At 48.3% G+C, this 17,164-nt stretch carries 12 protein-coding genes; all 12 read left to right on the top strand.

Annotated features, from left to right (window positions below; all coding sequences use genetic code 11):
* Window positions 1-68 precede the first annotated feature (68 nt).
* The 12 genes from DFR44_RS08915 (at window position 69) to DFR44_RS08970 (ending at window position 17,144) form a co-directional block, all read left to right on the top strand.
* A complete protein-coding gene (locus tag DFR44_RS08915) occupies window positions 69-1,457 on the top strand; it encodes a defense against restriction DarA-related protein (RefSeq protein WP_133621203.1) in 1,389 nt (462 codons plus the stop codon).
* On the top strand, window positions 1,457-3,223 hold the full coding sequence (locus tag DFR44_RS08920; RefSeq protein WP_133621205.1) for a hypothetical protein: 1,767 nt from the start codon (window positions 1,457-1,459) through the stop codon (window positions 3,221-3,223). The genes DFR44_RS08915 and DFR44_RS08920 overlap by 1 nt, the downstream gene beginning before the upstream one ends.
* Window positions 3,216-3,485 (top strand): hypothetical protein, encoded by a 270-nt coding sequence (locus tag DFR44_RS08925; RefSeq protein WP_133621207.1) that lies wholly within the window; start codon window positions 3,216-3,218, stop codon window positions 3,483-3,485. Before DFR44_RS08920 ends, DFR44_RS08925 begins: the two co-directional genes overlap by 8 nt.
* Window positions 3,486-3,504: 19 nt before the next feature.
* Window positions 3,505-10,356 carry an SNF2-related protein gene (locus DFR44_RS08930; RefSeq protein ID WP_133621209.1) on the top strand — a complete coding sequence of 2,284 codons (6,852 nt, stop codon included), beginning with the start codon at window positions 3,505-3,507 and terminating at the stop codon, window positions 10,354-10,356.
* Complete coding sequence (locus DFR44_RS08935; RefSeq protein WP_133621211.1) at window positions 10,353-10,781, top strand: hypothetical protein; 429 nt, start codon at window positions 10,353-10,355, stop codon at window positions 10,779-10,781. Before DFR44_RS08930 ends, DFR44_RS08935 begins: the two co-directional genes overlap by 4 nt.
* A 279-nt stretch (window positions 10,782-11,060) precedes the next feature.
* Entirely contained in the window at window positions 11,061-12,701 is a 1,641-nt protein-coding gene (locus tag DFR44_RS08940; protein WP_133621213.1) for a hypothetical protein, read from the top strand.
* A gap of 3 nt (window positions 12,702-12,704) precedes the next feature.
* The gene (locus tag DFR44_RS08945; RefSeq protein WP_133621215.1) at window positions 12,705-13,052 is read left to right on the top strand and encodes a hypothetical protein; all 348 of its coding nucleotides are present in this window, start codon (window positions 12,705-12,707) and stop codon (window positions 13,050-13,052) included.
* Window positions 13,052-14,656, top strand: coding sequence for a hypothetical protein (locus DFR44_RS08950; protein ID WP_133621217.1), 1,605 nt, complete (start codon window positions 13,052-13,054; stop codon window positions 14,654-14,656). The genes DFR44_RS08945 and DFR44_RS08950 overlap by 1 nt, the downstream gene beginning before the upstream one ends.
* A 25-nt stretch (window positions 14,657-14,681) precedes the next feature.
* Complete coding sequence (locus DFR44_RS08955; RefSeq protein WP_133621219.1) at window positions 14,682-15,362, top strand: 50S ribosomal protein L34; 681 nt, start codon at window positions 14,682-14,684, stop codon at window positions 15,360-15,362.
* Between the two features lie 12 nt (window positions 15,363-15,374).
* Window positions 15,375-16,247 carry a hypothetical protein gene (locus tag DFR44_RS08960; protein WP_133621221.1) on the top strand — a complete coding sequence of 291 codons (873 nt, stop codon included), beginning with the start codon at window positions 15,375-15,377 and terminating at the stop codon, window positions 16,245-16,247.
* Between the two features lie 23 nt (window positions 16,248-16,270).
* The gene (locus tag DFR44_RS08965; protein ID WP_133621223.1) at window positions 16,271-16,759 is read left to right on the top strand and encodes a hypothetical protein; all 489 of its coding nucleotides are present in this window, start codon (window positions 16,271-16,273) and stop codon (window positions 16,757-16,759) included.
* Window positions 16,760-16,769: 10 nt separating this feature from the next.
* Window positions 16,770-17,144 carry a hypothetical protein gene (locus tag DFR44_RS08970; RefSeq protein ID WP_133621225.1) on the top strand — a complete coding sequence of 125 codons (375 nt, stop codon included), beginning with the start codon at window positions 16,770-16,772 and terminating at the stop codon, window positions 17,142-17,144.
* Window positions 17,145-17,164 lie beyond the last annotated feature (20 nt).

Raw genomic sequence — 17,164 nt, forward strand, 5'->3', positions numbered from 1 at the left:
CCTGCTTATAAAATAAGCAGAATACTTGGATTACCTGGTCAATTTTGAACGCAAATTTATGCCTTTAAATGGTCAGTTTTGAACGAGCAGCAACAGCTTTGATAGTCAATGCGGCCAAAATAGAAAATAAGGCCAAGCAATTGGGTATGGCACTGAGTCGAGCCTCACAAGGGGTCACTTTGACGGACAACGGTGTGACGGTCAGTCAACCCTTTAAACAAAATGGTTCAACGCAAATGGTCATGCTATTTGAAATGAGTGACGGCCAAACCATCAGTGTGTATTTACACAATCCAGATGTTAAACCCAATCAGCTACAGGGTGATGATGTACTGGTGTCATGGAAATGGTTGCTCAATCGCAAAGACATCACCATTGTGGTGGCCAAAGAAAATGGAAAAGATTTGGCGTTGTCGCAAGTGGCTGCTCGCATCATGGCGTTGGTTGAAAAAAACTCGGCTCGATTCACCAAAGCCAATGCCAATCGACAAGTGCGAATGAAGCAGATTGCCGATTTAGAAGCGCAGGTCGCCACTAAAGAAGCGACGCTCAATGACTTATTGTTGCAATTGGAGAGCAAGCGCGCAGGCGCGAATACGCCCACGTCTGGTGGGTCTAACTTGCCTTATTCCATCACGCCTAAAACAGTGGACATGGCGGATGCGGTAGACACCCTAAATAAAGAGGTATTGGGTGGGTATGCCAAAGCGGTGTTGTTGGTGTTGGTCGATGATGACACGGGAACGGTGGTGGCCAACCGATTTATTCAAACTGGCAAAAAATCAGCAGTCAATGCGGCACAAGCGGAACTGTTCTCGATTGGCCGAGATTTAGGGCAATCCAGTTTAAATGTTCACCATATTTATGCCACCGACTATGCCTATCCTGCACGAGACAAGCTCAAGCTCTTGGGTTATACCGTTACGGAGCGATTTGATGTTAACGAGCACATTCCAGATGATGTCAAAGCCTTTTTAGTTGAAGGTCAACTGTATGATTTGGCACGGATGGATGGTTCTGGCTATTATCAAAACCTGCGCTTTACAAATTACCAAGCCAATGACAAGTACACCGATCGTATGGAAGTGGTGGCGGTGTTTAACGGCAACAGCACGCACTTTGAAGAAAACGTCGCACGGCTCTCACACAAAATCGCAGCAAAAGAGTTGGTGCTTGCGGGCAGTGCCCCTACTCCTGAACCTGCACCTGAAACAACACCAGCCCCCACAGTCGTTCCCCCTGAAACCCCGCCCACGACCGACAATGCCACGGCTGAGTTTTTACAATCGGTGATTGATGGGAAGCAAGACATGACCGCGAGTGATTTTGCACAAAAATTAACTGCGCTGCATGAGCAGACGGTGGGTGATGAGGGGTTGACCCAATTGTTTAATCAGGCGGTTGATGTTTATGCGGCCATGGCGATGGCACAGGCCAAGCAGGCGTTGGGGCACTGATGAGCACGGCTGATACGGTCTCAAAGTTAAGTCAAGTCTCACGTTTAAATGCCATAGTGGCTCAACTGGGGCAAGCAGGTGTATTGGATAAAATCGCTCTGACTCACGAGGTCTTGGATTTGATCACTCAGTTGGAGCGAGGACAGACGCGCTCTGTGCCAGCGCTCATGCAAGAGGCCTTACTCAACCCGAATGACGTGACTGCATTACAAACGGCTTTGCAGGCGTATTTGGACGCCAACCATCACACACCTGATCACATTCGCATCGCCTCTAAGATTCATCAAGACAAATTTCATACGCCTTTGCCATCGGTTGAGCAGACCGCGTCGGTGCCATTGGGTTTGTTTGATTTTTATATGGATAAACGACAAGGGGCTTTTGCAGCCGATATTCCAGAGCCAGACGGCTCGCTTGATGCTGTGGTGGAGGGGCTTGTTAAAGAAGTCCGAGCATTTAAATATACCGAATCGGCCGTTACTGCTTATGAAGCGGCCACGGTTAAAGTGGGTTTACCGGCCATACGTGAAGCGATGGATGCGTTTAGAGCCGCTGTACCTGAAAGCTATATTGAACAACGACAGTATTACCATGACCATCAAAAAGAGCGTCAACGTTTAAATGCAGCGTTTACCAAGGCAAAGAATAAAGCCGATGCGTTATATCAAGAGTTTTGTCGTGAGCAGACCGCCGATAAGGTGGCGCAGATCAAGTCCCTGCTGGCCCAGAAGTATGAAGCGGGTGCGGCTGCGATAGCCAAGCTCAATGAATGGTCAAGTATCAGTCAAGAACAAGCGAATGCTTGGGTTGAGCACAACACACACATTGAATCATCGGCTTTGAGTCGCCTCAAGCGTGATGGCTACCGCACGGACGTTCGGCAAGACTTGGCTGATTTTTATCGCCTTACGGGCGGTAAGCTGGGCAAAGTGGTGCTCAAGAGTGAAGGCGATGCGCGAGCCAATACCCGTGATGTGTTTGGTGATGATGCGCACGAAGTATTTATGGGGCGTTCATTCTCGCGCAAATCACTGTTTCATGAACTTGGGCACCAACTAGAGCGAGACCCAGTGGCCAGTGTACTGGCCAATGAATTTTTGGTGAGGCGACGTGAATCTGAACAACTTTACTCATTAAACCTACTCACGGGTAGTCATTGTTTTGGTCGTGATGAAGTGGCTTATAAAGACTCTTGGATACATCCTTACGTCGGTAAACGCTATCGCAATCAAAGCACTGAAGTGTTTTCGGTTGCGATGGAGCATTTATCGGATGCTGAACGGGCGCAGCGCTTAATGATTAAAGACCGAGAGATGTTTGATTTGGTTGCGGGATACATCACCAGTGAGATGAGCGAGCTCAGTCAATTTAATCGGGCCATCAGTCAGGCGCGAATGGCTAAAAAGCAAGCGACGGCTGACGCGAAACAGGCAGAACAAAACGCGCAAGACCAAATGATTGCCGCCACGATATTTATAGATGACGCCATCAGCGAAGAGCAAGCTTTACCTGAAGCACAAGACCGAGACATGTGCAGAAAGTTTGTGCGTTGGGAAAGTAAAAAAGGCAGCACCGCCAAATGGTATGGCCAGTATCGGCACTGGTTGATTTATTCGGGTGTGTTTAAAGACCGGTGCAACGCCAAGTGGCTCAAGGGATTTGTTGCGGTCAATGGTCAAGACGTTCACAGTTGGTCTAGCGTTCATACGGTATCGGGTGATGAGACCGTGCTCAAACGCCTTCTATGGAAATTAACCCATGAGTGATGACGGGCTGGATTTTGAGTGTTACCAAGAGCAATACAGCGTATACACGCCGACGGGTGTGGTGTATGTGCGTTTTGATGATCAAGGGCGTCATGTGTCTGGGCATGAATCGGCCATGACCTATTTGGACACCATGTTGCGTTTGGGTGTCGTTGGCGACGATGGTCGGATGGTTGACCAAACACAATACAGAGGTGATGACCTGATGCGTTATGTCAATGGTCAGTATGGCTTGTTGGTGGTGGTGAGCGAATTACTTTAAGAATATAAGGACGCAGATTATGGGATTGATTGAGCAGGCGTTGCGCACTGCATCTCACTATGTGGATGTGGCTTTATTTGATAATGCGCCAGCGTATTTGGATGGTGCGGTTGCGACATTAGAGCAGGCAAAGGACATTGCCCAAACCAATGCACCCATCTATTTAAAGCAGGGGGATATTCTTCAGGCGAAGACTTGTCTTGAACATGCTCAATCTTTACGTGAGGCGCTCAAGTTACTAGAAGACGATTTTATCGTGTCGGCCAAAGAAGCTGTTTTTGACAAGATGGAGCCGAGTGAAGGTATCTCCCCGCTTGAAAAAATTAACCTCACCCAACAACTGTTGAGCCAATCGACTCAATTGCCCACATTCGGTCCGGCTCAAGTACTGGATAAAATAGCCTGCACTCAAGACATTTTGTCTCTGGTCAAAAAATTAGGGGGTGTTCTAAATGCGCCTAAGCAGGCATCACCTGCAATGGATATGTTTGCTTATGATGGTGAGCACGTTTCGCCTGCCTTGCGACAAAAACGCAACGATCAGGCCGTTGATTTACTCAAACAGATTCAACAGGGGCAGATTGCTCTTGATGCTTTGACCGCGAGCGACAGACAAACCTTGTCTTTGTATTCGGGCAATGGTGGCGGAATGGTACGTGAAGGCGGGATGAAAGGCAGTCAGTTTGAATATTACACCCCCAAGCCGATTGCGCAAGGCATGTGGGACTTGCTCAAAGCCTCTGGTTTTACAGGGGGTGCAGTGCTTGACCCCTGTGCAGGGACGGGGATTTTTAGTGCCACAGCACCAGCGCATGGGGTGACCATACACTCGGTTGAACTCGATGCTGTATCGGGCGGCATTAACAAAATATTGTTTGGCAGTGACACCCATCGGGTGGATGTGAGCAACTTTGAACGTGTGGCCAACAGCACCGATGACGAGACCTATGATGCCGTCATCAGCAACGTGCCTTTTGGTGACAACAAAGCCCGAGGCAAAAATAAAAAGGACGATCCGCGCTATCAAAACGAAAGTTTAGAAGGCTATTTCATTTTACGCTCATTAGACAAGCTACGCCCCAACGGTTTAGCGGTGTTCATGAGTGGCACTAAATTCATCACAGGGCGAGCATTGGAGCGAACGCGCATTCAAGCGTCTTGTAAAGCTGAGTTTTTAGGGGCTTACCGCTTACCCAATAAGCTATTTGACAGTGCGGGTGCGGATGTTGTCACCGATGTGATGGTTTTTAAAAAACATCCCAAAGAAGCACTGAACATCATTGCTGATTTATGCGATACCGACCCTGCGCGACTGCGAGATTGTCGGGTCTTAAACGACAATTTCATCCGTGGTCGATATTTTGAAACGGATGGGGCGCACTTTAAGTTGGGGGCATCCGTCACTGCACAGGATCGTTATGGCAAGGATGTCGAGAAGCTTGTGTCCGATGCCAGTTTGCCTGAGATTGCCAAAGCCATGCGCAAGTTTGGCGGCTCTAAAATTGACTGGGACATGTTGGGTACGCAAATAGGTGGGGCCATTGTTTATCAAGAGGGTGATGTTCGCATCATGAATGGGCAAACCATGGTGTTTAATGGGGTTGACTTTCGACCTGTGGTCAATGATGACACGGGTGCAACAAGCGCTTTAATAGATAGCATGGCACAGTATGACAGTGCGTTGTCATTGCTTGAAGAGGGCACGGCGTTGCAGCACCTACTCGATGGTTATGCAGCTTGTCGCGCTGTTGGTCATTATGACAGCGTGCCGGAGTGGTTGCGCCAACCCTTACAACACACCGAACAATCGAGCGAATTGGCGTTGATGGTGACGGTCTTGGCTTATATTGAAGCCAAAGAATTACACGCTGACGTGGCTGGATTCAATTATTTAACGGCCTATCCCAAACTGGCTGGGGCGATTCAAAGCAGCCACAGGACAAGTTACGATGCCGTGTTAGCGGGTTTAACGACAGACGCGAAAGCGGCACTCAAGTCGATGCACCGCACCGTCTATGACCGAAAAACTGCGCAATTTACGCCGTTTTGGCGAGGTGTGGTGGTGGCTGAAGTCGATATTAAAGCCAGTGATTTTTCGGCATTACAAAACTATGAGCGACTGCTGTATCAGCAGGGGGGCACGCATACCGATGGTGTCTTGCTCGATGACTTTAAAGCCATCATGCCTGAAATTGACGTGTATCAGGACAGTGCATGGTGTTTGAGTGCCGATGGTACACGCGTATTGGCTGAAGATGATTACTATAGTGGCACCTTGGCCGAGTTTGAAGCACGGACACAAGTGGATTTGAGTCAAATCACGGACGAGAAACTTAAAAGCAAACTGTTGACACAACAGACGCAAGTGCACACGCGATTGGTCAAGTCGGATGTGAGTGCCATGACCTTTGACATTCAATCGCCGTATGTTGACCCTGAACAGGTATTGGCTTTTTTACAGCAATTTGTCAGCCCTCATTACCGCCTTAAAACATTGCGAGATGATGACAAAAACGAGATTGTGCGTAACACGGGAGATGTTGCGGTTAAATTTGAATACGCCCCGCCTGCGAGCGAGACCCATAAATCCATTCAGCATTATGGTAAAGCGCGCTTGGCGGTGTATTTAAACAGTGGTTCGTTTTCCAGTGGCACCAAAGATGAAGAGAGCAATGTGGCCATTCGTGATGAACTGGCGCGCTTGATTCAAGATGCCAATCTTAAATTTGATGCTTACGTGCACTCCAACAAATCATTTATGAGTCGCATGGATGCACGCATCAACACGCCAGAGACCATGCGCTTCAAACAAGCAGAAGGCACAGGGGCTTTACATATAGAAGGCATGAGTGATGCGATTAAGCCGCATCAATATCAAGCCGACTATGTGCGTCAACAAGTGCGAGACATGGGGGGCATTCTCGCCTATGACGTGGGTTTGGGTAAAACACTCACAGCACTGGCCACGGTTAAACACCTACACAATATCGGCGCTAAAAAGAAAACCTTGTTTTTGGTGCCCAACACCACCTTGAGCAATTGGTATAAAGAGGTCAAGCAAGCCTATACCCATACAGACGATTGTTTATTTATCGGTTTACGGACAGATAAGGCGGGACAAAATACGGTTAAATCCAGTGATTATGCGGCTGACTTGGCTTTGTTGACGGACAACCGTTACCGTAAGATATACCTCACATTAGAAGCCTTTGAAAAAATCCCGCTGCAAAACCAGACGCTCGATCGTTACATCAATGAGTACTTGCCTGAAGTTGAAGACATTTACGACATGGTCGACAACACTGAGAAAGCAAAGAACAGTGCCGAACATGCTCAACTGAGTGTGCGCAACGATGTCACCGCTAAAATGGACAAATCCATTCCGTATTTAGAAAGCATGGGTGTTGATTCATTGGTGATGGATGAAGCCCATGTATTTAAGAATTCACGGAAAGGCGCGATGGGCTCGGGCGAATCGGTGCAGTTTTTATCGCTGCCCGACACGTCATCACGGGGTATGAATGCCCAAGCCAAGGCTTGGTACATTCGAGACAAAAACAAGCCTAAGATGGATGGGGTTTTGGCTTTGACGGCTACGCCCGTGACCAACAGTCCGTTGGAAATTTATTCGATGTTGGTATTGGCGCATGGTGAAGAACGACTGCAAAAAATGCTTGGTGGAATTAAAAGTTCGAGTGGGTTTTTAGACGCATTTTGCGATGTGCGGCCTAAAGCGTTTCTGAATATTCATAATGAGACGGTGAGTCGAACCGCATTTGTGGGGTTAAAAAATGCCACCTTGTTACGCAAAATATTCAGTGATATTGCCACCGTTAAAACGGCACAAGATGCCGATGTGGCTGATTTGGTTAAACTCCCTGATGTATCGGTCTACAACCAAAACATTGAAATGCCCGACGAGATTAAAGACACGTTAAAACAAGCGATTCAAGCCAATCAAACTGCCAAAAAAATAGTGGCACGATCTCGCAGCGCTGGCGCGACTGTTGATAAACAAACGGCATTAGAAGCTTCGGCCTTTCATTTTATTAACAGAGTCAGTCGTGCGGTGCTTGATCCAGACATGCACGACGAAGTGACCCGATACACATTTACGGACAAAGCCCTGGCGAAGAAGGTTATTGATGAATTCAACAGCAAAGCCTACAAAGAAGAGCGCAGTCGGGCCTCACCCTACACGCCAGATGAAGCGGTATTGAGCACCAAAAACAAACAAAATGCCGATGAACAGTGGGTTGAATACTGTGTCATTCGGGTCACGGCTTGGCTTGAACAACAACAGATTGTGATTGATACCGATGAATATGAAACACAAGCCAAATTTTTAGCAATAGCCGATAAGCACGGTTTATCACTGGGGGTCACATTATCGGCCAAACTATCGGCCTTGATGGCCAACGTCAATTTGGAGCGAGCCAATCCCAAAGCGGTAGGCCATAAATGCAAACAAATGATTTTTTGTGATTTACTGGGGATGCACAAAAAAATCAAATTGGCATTGACCCAGTTTGCCCAAGTGCCAGCGCAAAAAATCAGCATTGTCAATGCCGTCGAAATTGACGATGCTGGTTTGATGCAGGACATACAAGACGGTTTTAATGGCGAAGCCCAAGACAATCGTTATGAAATTGTCATTGCCAATAAAAAAGCCGAGGTGGGCATCAATTTACAAAAGGGCTCACAAGCGGTTCACCATTTAACCACGGGTTGGACGCCTGACAGTTTGCAACAGCGGGATGGTCGGGTCTTGCGCCAAGGCAACTACGTCGATATGGTCTCGGTGTATCACTATCACGCCAACGGTACGTTTGACGAATACAAACAACAATTGGTGGGCACCAAGTCCAATTGGATTATGGATTTGTTGCGTGGAACGGGAGAGCGGGTTGCGATTGAAGGCGCTTTGTCTAAAGAAGACATGGAAACGCTGGCTGGTTTTGTTGGAGATGAAGAGGCGATGGCCAAGGCCAAAGCAGATATGTTGCAACAAAAGCAAACCATGGCGCGTCAATCCATCTTTAAGACAATAGATGGCAATGCACGCGTCTATCAGGTCAGTCAATCGGAGATTAAAGCCTTGGGCTCGTTTAAAGATTACGCTTTAAATAAGCTCAAACAAGCTTATGTGCAGAACCAACAGGTTGAGGCAGAGCGATTAAAGCTCGAGAAGGCGCAGGCCAAAGAGCAGCCAGACGACAAGCTGGTGGCACGTATTCAAAAACGCTTAAACAACGCATTGGCGGTATTTGAACAACAAAGGGCTTTGATTGATGCGAATTTAGGCAGCTATGAACAACTGATTCGAGAAGGGGCCGTTGCGACAGTGACGCAACGAGGGGTTGCGAGTGTCGAAACGCAACAGTGGGCATTTAAGCGCAGCTATGACAAACTGAGCCAAGACAAATCACTTGAACAGGGCGCGCTTTATGACGAATGGGCCGATACGGTGGCGCAACACGAAGCCATTATGGCCGATGCCCTTAAAAAAACCACCGCATTGGGCGAGCAAGTCAACTTAATGGTGGATGACATACAAGCTTGGTTTGATGGTGAGGCTTTGCAGCAGGGGGATAAATTGGTGCGTAAGGGTGTGGTGTTTGTCAATCAAGCCCAAACGGACGCATATTACGGGGTCGTCGAAAGTGTGGACAGCACATACATTAAATATTATGGACACCATTCAGCCCATCGTCAAATGATGACAACAGACACATTTAAACAAGAATGCCAAGTGCTCACTCCTAATGATGGTGGGTATGCAGGTGCCATATCTGTATTGGCTGCCTATGAGCGAGAACGACTTGAAGCACGCAACTGGGAAGAGGGCATCGACGATGTGTCGCTGCAAACATTATGCCCGCAGGTTGCAGGCTCGTTGGGACGTGCCGTTAAAATTGTGGTTGAGCCAGAGCGAACGATGTTGGTTGACAGTGCCATGCCATTTTTGTTGTGTGACACGACGAGTCGTTCCCCATTGATTGAGGCCGTTATGGGGGTGCACAACACACAGGGGGTGAATTATCTTGAAGGACGAGTTTTGGTCGATGATGTGGCCATTACCCGTCGAAAGCTCAAACCAGATAATGATTTGGCTTTGTTGGCTGCATTGCTAGAATTTGCGTGTGCACATCGCGTGCAACTCACAAAAAAAGATGCGCAGTATTTTAATTTGAACACATGGCTGATTGAACCACTTGGAGCGGCACGTGAGTTTCTTAAATGCGCGCTTCGACAAGGTTATAGCTTATCCGAATGGGATAAATATGTGACCGAGCAACAGCTTTCGGTGACATCATATAACTACTTGGGGAGCGTCACTGACCACATCATTGACTACCTAGTGAATCAAGGCATCACCGATCAAGAGAGTGCTTTACGAGCTAAATTTGGTGGAATGCGTCAGGCATTGACTGAACAAGGCTTGATTTCAGAGATTGAAGCATTGGTGGAGAAACGAGCGCAAGCGGCTTTGAGTACCAAGCCAGCATCTTCTGAGGCAGAGCCCGACAAGGGGATGCCTGCCAAGGTTCAGAACGAACCCGCCCAGCCGTTAAGCAATACCTACGTTTATTTGGTGGGTAACACTTTGGGTTTGTTCACGGCACGTCAGCAAAGACCCGCTAAAATTTGTGATATACGACAGGTTGCTAAAGATTTACAGTTGGCGATTGCATGGGTGGATCGGTTGGGTAAGTCACGTGACCTTGACGTGCATCGGCAAGTGAGCAAGCAGGGCGATGTCCCTGTCAACTCATGGGTAATGGACAAGCGATTGTGGGAATATCTATTAGCACAATACAATACAACATTGAACAACGCGGGGATTACCGCACACGAGGTTAAGTCATGAAGCAATGGAATTTTATGCCACACGCAGCAGAAACATTAAAAGCGTATCACACAGCGAAACAGGTGTTTGAGTCCATACATCCAGGGCAACGTTATGACGATGAGATTTTTGTCATTGCGCACACCATCATTCAATCAGAAAAATATGCGTATTTGCAATTGGGCTTGTATTGGTGGGCGGTTAAAAATATACTCAAGCGACGTGGTTTTTTTATCAATGGCGAGGTCGAATCGCCCGCCATGGTGTTCGCTTATACCATCCCCGAATCAGAACAAGCGACGGTCTATGCGGCATTTGCTTTTCGGGATTGGTTTCTTGATCATTGTTTTTTAGAGGCGCGCGAGCATATTTTAGACAACGAGACAGGAGAGACATACGTATTGGGTGATGACGCCCACGAAGCCAGTTTCATTACAACGGCCTGAACATCAATGACGTGATCGGCTTCAAAATAACATAAATGCTTAAGCTCAACACATCAATCAAACAAGCGTGATACGATTTGCCCGTCGTTCACAACAATGACAAGCCCCGCATTGAAGTTTAATGCGGGGTTTTTTGTATCTATGTCTTGATTTGATTCGTCAAAATATTCATGTTTGGTCTGTCGGAACCCCTAACAGAACGCTTAAATTTGTGCTGCACAATGAATCTTAATAGCGCTGCATATTGTCTGCGCTCAAAATTCATTGAAGGAGGTTCACATGATAGACCGCACCTATCCGCAGCAAGCCGCTTGTGCTGAGTTTGTGGAGGTGGTGACCGCAGCCCGTGCTGACGGCGCCACATTTGACGACGCCATCGGGGCTGCGCGGGCTGATATGCCTGAGGTATTGCTCGAGCTCGGTGGCTTGATTCCTGATTTTCAAGTTGGAGGTCAAACCCACTCGGGTAAAGAGTCCGTATATAAAGCCACCATGGACGGGATTGACGCCTTCACCAAAGCGCATGGTCGAGTGCCGACGGGCGATGTGATTGAGAATGCCTTGCGCACCTCTTTGAATGTGGTTTCGCAAGAACATCGCACCAAATCTGGCATTTTAGCCACATACGACGATGCGACCTCGACGGCGTCAGGCTCACCAATGCAGTCAAATCGTGCGCAAGTCGCGGTGTACCAATCGATTGTTGGAGCGGTACCGTTTGCAGGCTACATCCCAATGGGTGATGGTTTACAAGGCAAGCTGATTATTGTCAAACATGAAGCGGCCAGCACCAGCGGGGCTTATATGGCCGGTGAAAACATGGACGGTATGAACATCAACAAACCGTTTATGAGCAGCACCCGTCGCATCACTCTTGATGTCGATGGCAAAGGCTTATTTCGCTACAGCGACTCAGACAAAACGGGCGCCCCCATATACGCCTCTGGAGTCGATGTGTTTATTGATGGCGTCCCCGCAGGGGGGACTGTCATGAATGCCGCCAATAATGTGGCCAAAGCTTCGCTGTTAGGCAATATCACCCTTGCCAATGGCATCAACTATGCCATTACAGGTTATGCCACACCGCTCACGGGCGAAATTGCAGTGACGGTCACCCCCGCTTTACCCAAAGGCGCGGTGTTAGAAGCGGCGGCTATTCTTAATTATGAACATGCGAGCATGAAAGAAAAACGCCCGATGGTGCAAACGGCGGCCTACTCGTTTGATTTTCGGGCGCACTACATGAGTGGCAACTACCGCCTCACCCAAGAAGCCAAAGTTCAGTTTCAAAGTGAAACCCGCATTGATGCAGGCACAGAAGCCATGTACCAACTGCGAGCCAAGTCCAACGCCGAACGTCATGCGGAATCACTTAAAGCCATGTACGCCATTGCCAAGGGCTACACCACCACGTTTGATTTTATGGCGGTGACTCGTCAAATGCAGCGTTCACGGGCTGACATTTGGTCTGATGCGATTTTTCCGATCGCAGCAGCCGATGCCGATATGGTCGAGCGCACACAAGGGTTTGGCATCTCGGTCTTGTACGTCGGTAAAAAAGGCAAGTCCGACATCATGTCCTTGCCCAGCACCTTATTCACGCCATCGGGTTTGCCGTCATCGAATGGTATTTATCGCCTTGGCAAACTGTATGGGCTGTGGGATGTTTATTACGATGCGGGTGTCGTGATTAAAGAAACAGACAACGCCATTGAGATACTGGCAATTGGTCGTTCCGATCAAATTGCACGAAACCCAATGATATTTGGTGATGTGGCGGGAGCCACCGTCACGCCATTAGCCGCAGGCAACCCGCAAGAAGAAGGTTATGGCTATTTCCAAGCCCTCGCCACTCGGGTCAATCCTCACCAAGACAGTGCACGCGGGGCCGCTCGTATTCAACTCACCAACTTCAATTAAACCATGACCACAAAATCCAAAAAAGACGTTAAAGCTCAAGTCAGCACCAGCGAAGCCGAACTTCAAGTTATTGAACCCCTCGCTCACACCCCATCACCGGACCAGAAGCAAGAGGCTTGGCAATTACAAGGTTGGACGGTAAGCAATCAAACGCCTTCCATGATGGCGTTTCCTGAGCTTGGGCAACAAACCGCCGCAATGCTCCCGCCTTATGCCAATCATGTCCCCGTGCAGTTTCAGACGGCGGTCATGTTTGAAATGTTCAACGCCAATTTAATTCAGCTACGCGCGTTATGTGATTGGGATGAGGTGCGTGGTGTATTTTTGCATCGTCAAGAGGACAACGTTTAATGCAAAACATTTATCAACGACGTTTGGTTGGGCAGCAATCTGGCGTGCAAGTGAACATGCCTGTTGATAAAACCGACCGCATATTGCCGGAGGTCGGCGATCAAATCGTCGCGACCGTGGGTTGTTTCACGCGAGGTCGCATCGACCGCCCATTTTTTGTATCGGCAGATAAACTTCAACGCTACTTAGGTCAAGCCCAGTCGATGCGGCGCGATGCCCGCAATGAAACCTATATTCAACTCTATGAAGCCATGCGAGCAGGGGCTGCGGGGGCCGTGGTGTCGCGTCTGTCCAGCGATGAAGCCAGCAACGCTCATATTGTCATCGCGGCAGACACCGAAGCCATTCATGTGACAACCAACCTGGCGCTGGCGGGTAATTGGCTGTTGTCGATACAGATGATGGACTGTATTAATGCGGGTGTTTATGTTGACGTATCAAGAGGCATCAACAACCCGCAACATGTGCACTTGCGCATTCGTGAGCGAGACAAAGACAGTCAAGGCAACGACACCAATGAAGGTGCGATGTTATATGAGTTAGAAGGTTCAGTCGTCGATGGTGAGCTAGATGAAAACAACAACTCCATTTTTATAGGCGATGTGGCACATCGATTCTACGGTGATTGGTTACAGATTCAAGCCAATCCTGACGTAGACCCAAACATCATGAACCAACGCTATGCACAGCGGTATGGTGTGCCTGTTGTGGCTTTTAGTGATGCGGGTGTGGTCTCTGTCAGAAATAAAAGCCAAGCTGTTGCCATGTTGGGTAAAACCAATCTCAAGTACCGTTATTTGATTGCCGCCACAGCGGATATGACCCTTGTCAGTGAACTGATGAGCTTGGCGCAAGACTTCAATCGCAAGTTGTTTATTGAAGTCTCTGGTTTACTTTCCCCTGAAGCGGCGGCGGCTTGGTTAAGCAATTTCAATTACTCGGCGCAGGGCGGCATGTACTTTGATTTTAACTGGTCACCTTTGCGACGGGACGACCCAACGGGTGTATCGGGCAATGTGGTGTTTGGCACGGTCGGACAAAAAGCTGGAGCGGCTTGTGCCCGTAACGCCATCACCAATGGATTTGGTTTAAGTCAGCTCAATCAACCCATTGCAGGAAAAGACTATTTCATCACGGGCACACGCATCAGCCAAATTTACCAACTTGACGACACCGATTTGGCCTTGCTGGCCAAAGCACGGATTAATCCAGCGATATTTTCTGAATACCATGATGGCAGTGGTTATGTATGGGCAGATTCATTCTCAGGGGCCAAGAAAAACGGCATCACTAAATTGGCCAGCGCCTCTGAAATCATGATTTGGGTTCAAGACATGTGGGGGCGGTTTGGCAAAGGTTTATTACAAAAGCCCATGGAAGCGGCCATTGACTCAATGACCAAATTCTCAAATGAACAGTTGCAAGCCATGGATGGCTCCAACTGGTTGACGCCATCGGCACAACTGAACGGTCAATCATTTGCGTTTATGGTTGCCCCAAGTGAACGCTACCCTGACGATCATATTGACACCACCATCATGCTCTCGATTGACGGCGTGGTGCGAGTGGTCAATATTTCAACCGAAGTGTATTCGCGCCATTAAACCCACGTATAGAAAGGATCATACAATGGATTTACTCGACAACCTACGTAAACAAAACACGGTTAAAGCCACCGCATCGGCGACCATGGACAATGTTGGATTTGCCGCATTGGATTCGGCCTCAACTTATGAATTAAGTAATCTACGTTTATCGGTTGCCAGCAGTGTCGCCACTTGGGCAGAAACCACGGAGGCTGAACTTGATGAAGGGGAAAGCCTCGCCGACCGTATGGATGGCTTATTGGTTGGGATTTGTGATGCAGACAAAGACGGGGATTTGACCGATGAAGAACTGTCCGTATTGGACACACTGTACACCTTGTTAGCGGATTACCTGACCCAGCAAGGGGCCGATGCCCAAGATGTTGATGCCCTTATTAACGATGGCAACGAAGAGGCCGCCGAGCGAATTCAAGAATTATTGGTTGGTGTTTTACCCTCTGGGGAAGAGGCCGAAGTAGACGCCATCAATCAATTTGCATTTGACGCAGACTCCGATGCCGCAGTCATGGATGCCGCCTATCGCAAACGCGTTGCTGTGCGCAATGGACGCAAAATCATTGTGCGCAAACGCATTTCTGGCCGCGTGCGTTTATCTGCCAAACAAAAGATGGCCGTATTAAAAATGCACCGCAAATCGCATTCAGGTATGGCTCGCATGAAACGAGCCAAATCCATGCGCCGTCGAGCCAGCATGGGGCTGTAGGGGGGAGATAGATTGGCCTCATTTTGGAGTAACACCGTCTCGGTGCTGATGGAGCGAGCAGGGGCATCGGTCAGCATGAGTTCGCAATGGGGTTCATTGCATCCCGATTTGATTGCACAGTTTATACCGTGTAACGCATCGGGAGAGGTTTTAGGGGCTGGGTTTTTAGCACCGATTAAAGAGGGCAGTGTGGAGCACAGTTTTAACTGGACCAGCCCATTTGAAGAGATGAGGCCAGAGAGCAAGTCCGCAGGTCTATTGGCAGGCTTGCAATCAGGAGTGATTCCGCAAGTGCTCGACTCAGCGGCCACCTTGCTTAAAGACGTAGCGGTTGTGGGGGATGCCGCAGAAGCGACAGCCAAACAAGCGAGTGATTTGGCAAAGCTGGCCATGGGGCGGACGGGCATCACCAAAATAAATTCGCGCCAAGTGTTTAATGGCAATGCCCCCATTAAAATCACCGCCAGTTTATTGTTTCGGGCCTATCAAGACCCAAGAAGTGAAGTGACAGAACCCTTTACCAAACTGTTGAGCATGGCTTATCCCGCAGAAATTGCCGCCGACAATCTACAAGCGATTGAACAAGGTAAGGCGCAAGGTTTAAGTCAACTTCAGTTGGCATTGTTGGCCATGCTGCCGTCGCAGTCGCCTAATTTTGTGTCGTTCACCTATAAAGGAGAAACATATAAACCGCTTGTCATTGAATCGGTGAGCAAACCATTAGATGCACCCTACAGCATGATGGGAGAGTTGTTTTTAGAAGTTCCCATTACCTTAGCCACCCTCACCTCATGGGATGGCCGAGACATTACAGCCATGCGCAACAACAGCATGGGACAACTTGTTGACAGCGCGATCGCTGGGATGCAAAGCCTTTTTAAGTAACACAATTAAAACAATGGATAACTATGTTAAGTACCAATGAACAGTTCAAAATTTTTCAAGGTGCTCAAGCCTTGGGTGAAATGGCGATTGCCTCTGAATATTTGATGATTCCAGATGGATTTGAAGACATGCAGTTTCTCATTAAGTCATTTCCACTGCCGATCATCAACCCTGAAGATGTGATAGAAGTGCCGATGGTTGGTGGGCAATCCTCGTTTACGCCACAAATTGCTAAGACCATGTTTAAAGGCCCGATGTCTATTAAAGAAACCGTACATGGTCATGCCAAACAGTTTTTAGAAGCGATTGCAGCCGAGCGCACCGTAGACAAGCGTTCTTACTTTAATTTTAGAATTTACCAAGGCACGGTGGCCAATCACACCAATGTGTGGCATTGCAAGAAAGCCACGATATTTGGGATGGAACCGTTAGAAGTTGATTTTGAAAATAGGGGGGTGCTGGCCACCTACACGGGTCAAATAGCGTATCACTACTTCCCGAATATCGCTTAGAGGTTCAACGATGACGCTCAATGAATTGGCTCAAGAATATTTAGCCTCACGCCTAACCTCAATCTTAGATGAACACGCCATCACAGGATTTTTTGTTGAAGCCACAACAGAATATGCCGGTTGGGCGCAGTTGCAATCATTGGTGGACAGCGCGAATCCAGTGATTGATGGGCAGTGTGTCATCACTTTATCTGAATGGGCAGTCATCAAACCATTGGCTTATCTTTTGTGTGAAAAAGAAACCGCCCTCATGCACGAACTGAGCAAAATGATGTCACATGAACCCGCAGGCCGCAGCTCCTCCGAAATTGAAAACGACATCACCAATTTTAGAAACGAGTACTTCAGGCAATGGGCGTTTAATTATCCATGCGCCAGCATCTAGTCTGAACCCACCTGCACATA

It is taken from the genome of Hydromonas duriensis (assembly GCF_004363775.1).
GTDB lineage: Bacteria > Pseudomonadota > Gammaproteobacteria > Burkholderiales > Burkholderiaceae > Hydromonas > Hydromonas duriensis.

Excerpts from the sequence above, each read along its gene's own strand:
- DFR44_RS08940 (WP_133621213.1), top strand. The coding sequence starts at position 11,061 with ATGATAGACCGCACCTATCCGCAGCAAGCCGCTTGTGCTGAGTTTGTG.
- DFR44_RS08930 (WP_133621209.1), top strand. The coding sequence starts at position 3,505 with ATGGGATTGATTGAGCAGGCGTTGCGCACTGCATCTCACTATGTGGAT.
- DFR44_RS08970 (WP_133621225.1), top strand. The coding sequence starts at position 16,770 with ATGACGCTCAATGAATTGGCTCAAGAATATTTAGCCTCACGCCTAACC.
- DFR44_RS08945 (WP_133621215.1), top strand. The coding sequence starts at position 12,705 with ATGACCACAAAATCCAAAAAAGACGTTAAAGCTCAAGTCAGCACCAGC.
- DFR44_RS08965 (WP_133621223.1), top strand. The coding sequence starts at position 16,271 with ATGTTAAGTACCAATGAACAGTTCAAAATTTTTCAAGGTGCTCAAGCC.
- DFR44_RS08915 (WP_133621203.1), top strand. The coding sequence starts at position 69 with ATGGTCAGTTTTGAACGAGCAGCAACAGCTTTGATAGTCAATGCGGCC.
- DFR44_RS08950 (WP_133621217.1), top strand. The coding sequence starts at position 13,052 with ATGCAAAACATTTATCAACGACGTTTGGTTGGGCAGCAATCTGGCGTG.
- DFR44_RS08935 (WP_133621211.1), top strand. The coding sequence starts at position 10,353 with ATGAAGCAATGGAATTTTATGCCACACGCAGCAGAAACATTAAAAGCG.
- DFR44_RS08955 (WP_133621219.1), top strand. The coding sequence starts at position 14,682 with ATGGATTTACTCGACAACCTACGTAAACAAAACACGGTTAAAGCCACC.
- DFR44_RS08920 (WP_133621205.1), top strand. The coding sequence starts at position 1,457 with ATGAGCACGGCTGATACGGTCTCAAAGTTAAGTCAAGTCTCACGTTTA.
- DFR44_RS08925 (WP_133621207.1), top strand. The coding sequence starts at position 3,216 with ATGAGTGATGACGGGCTGGATTTTGAGTGTTACCAAGAGCAATACAGC.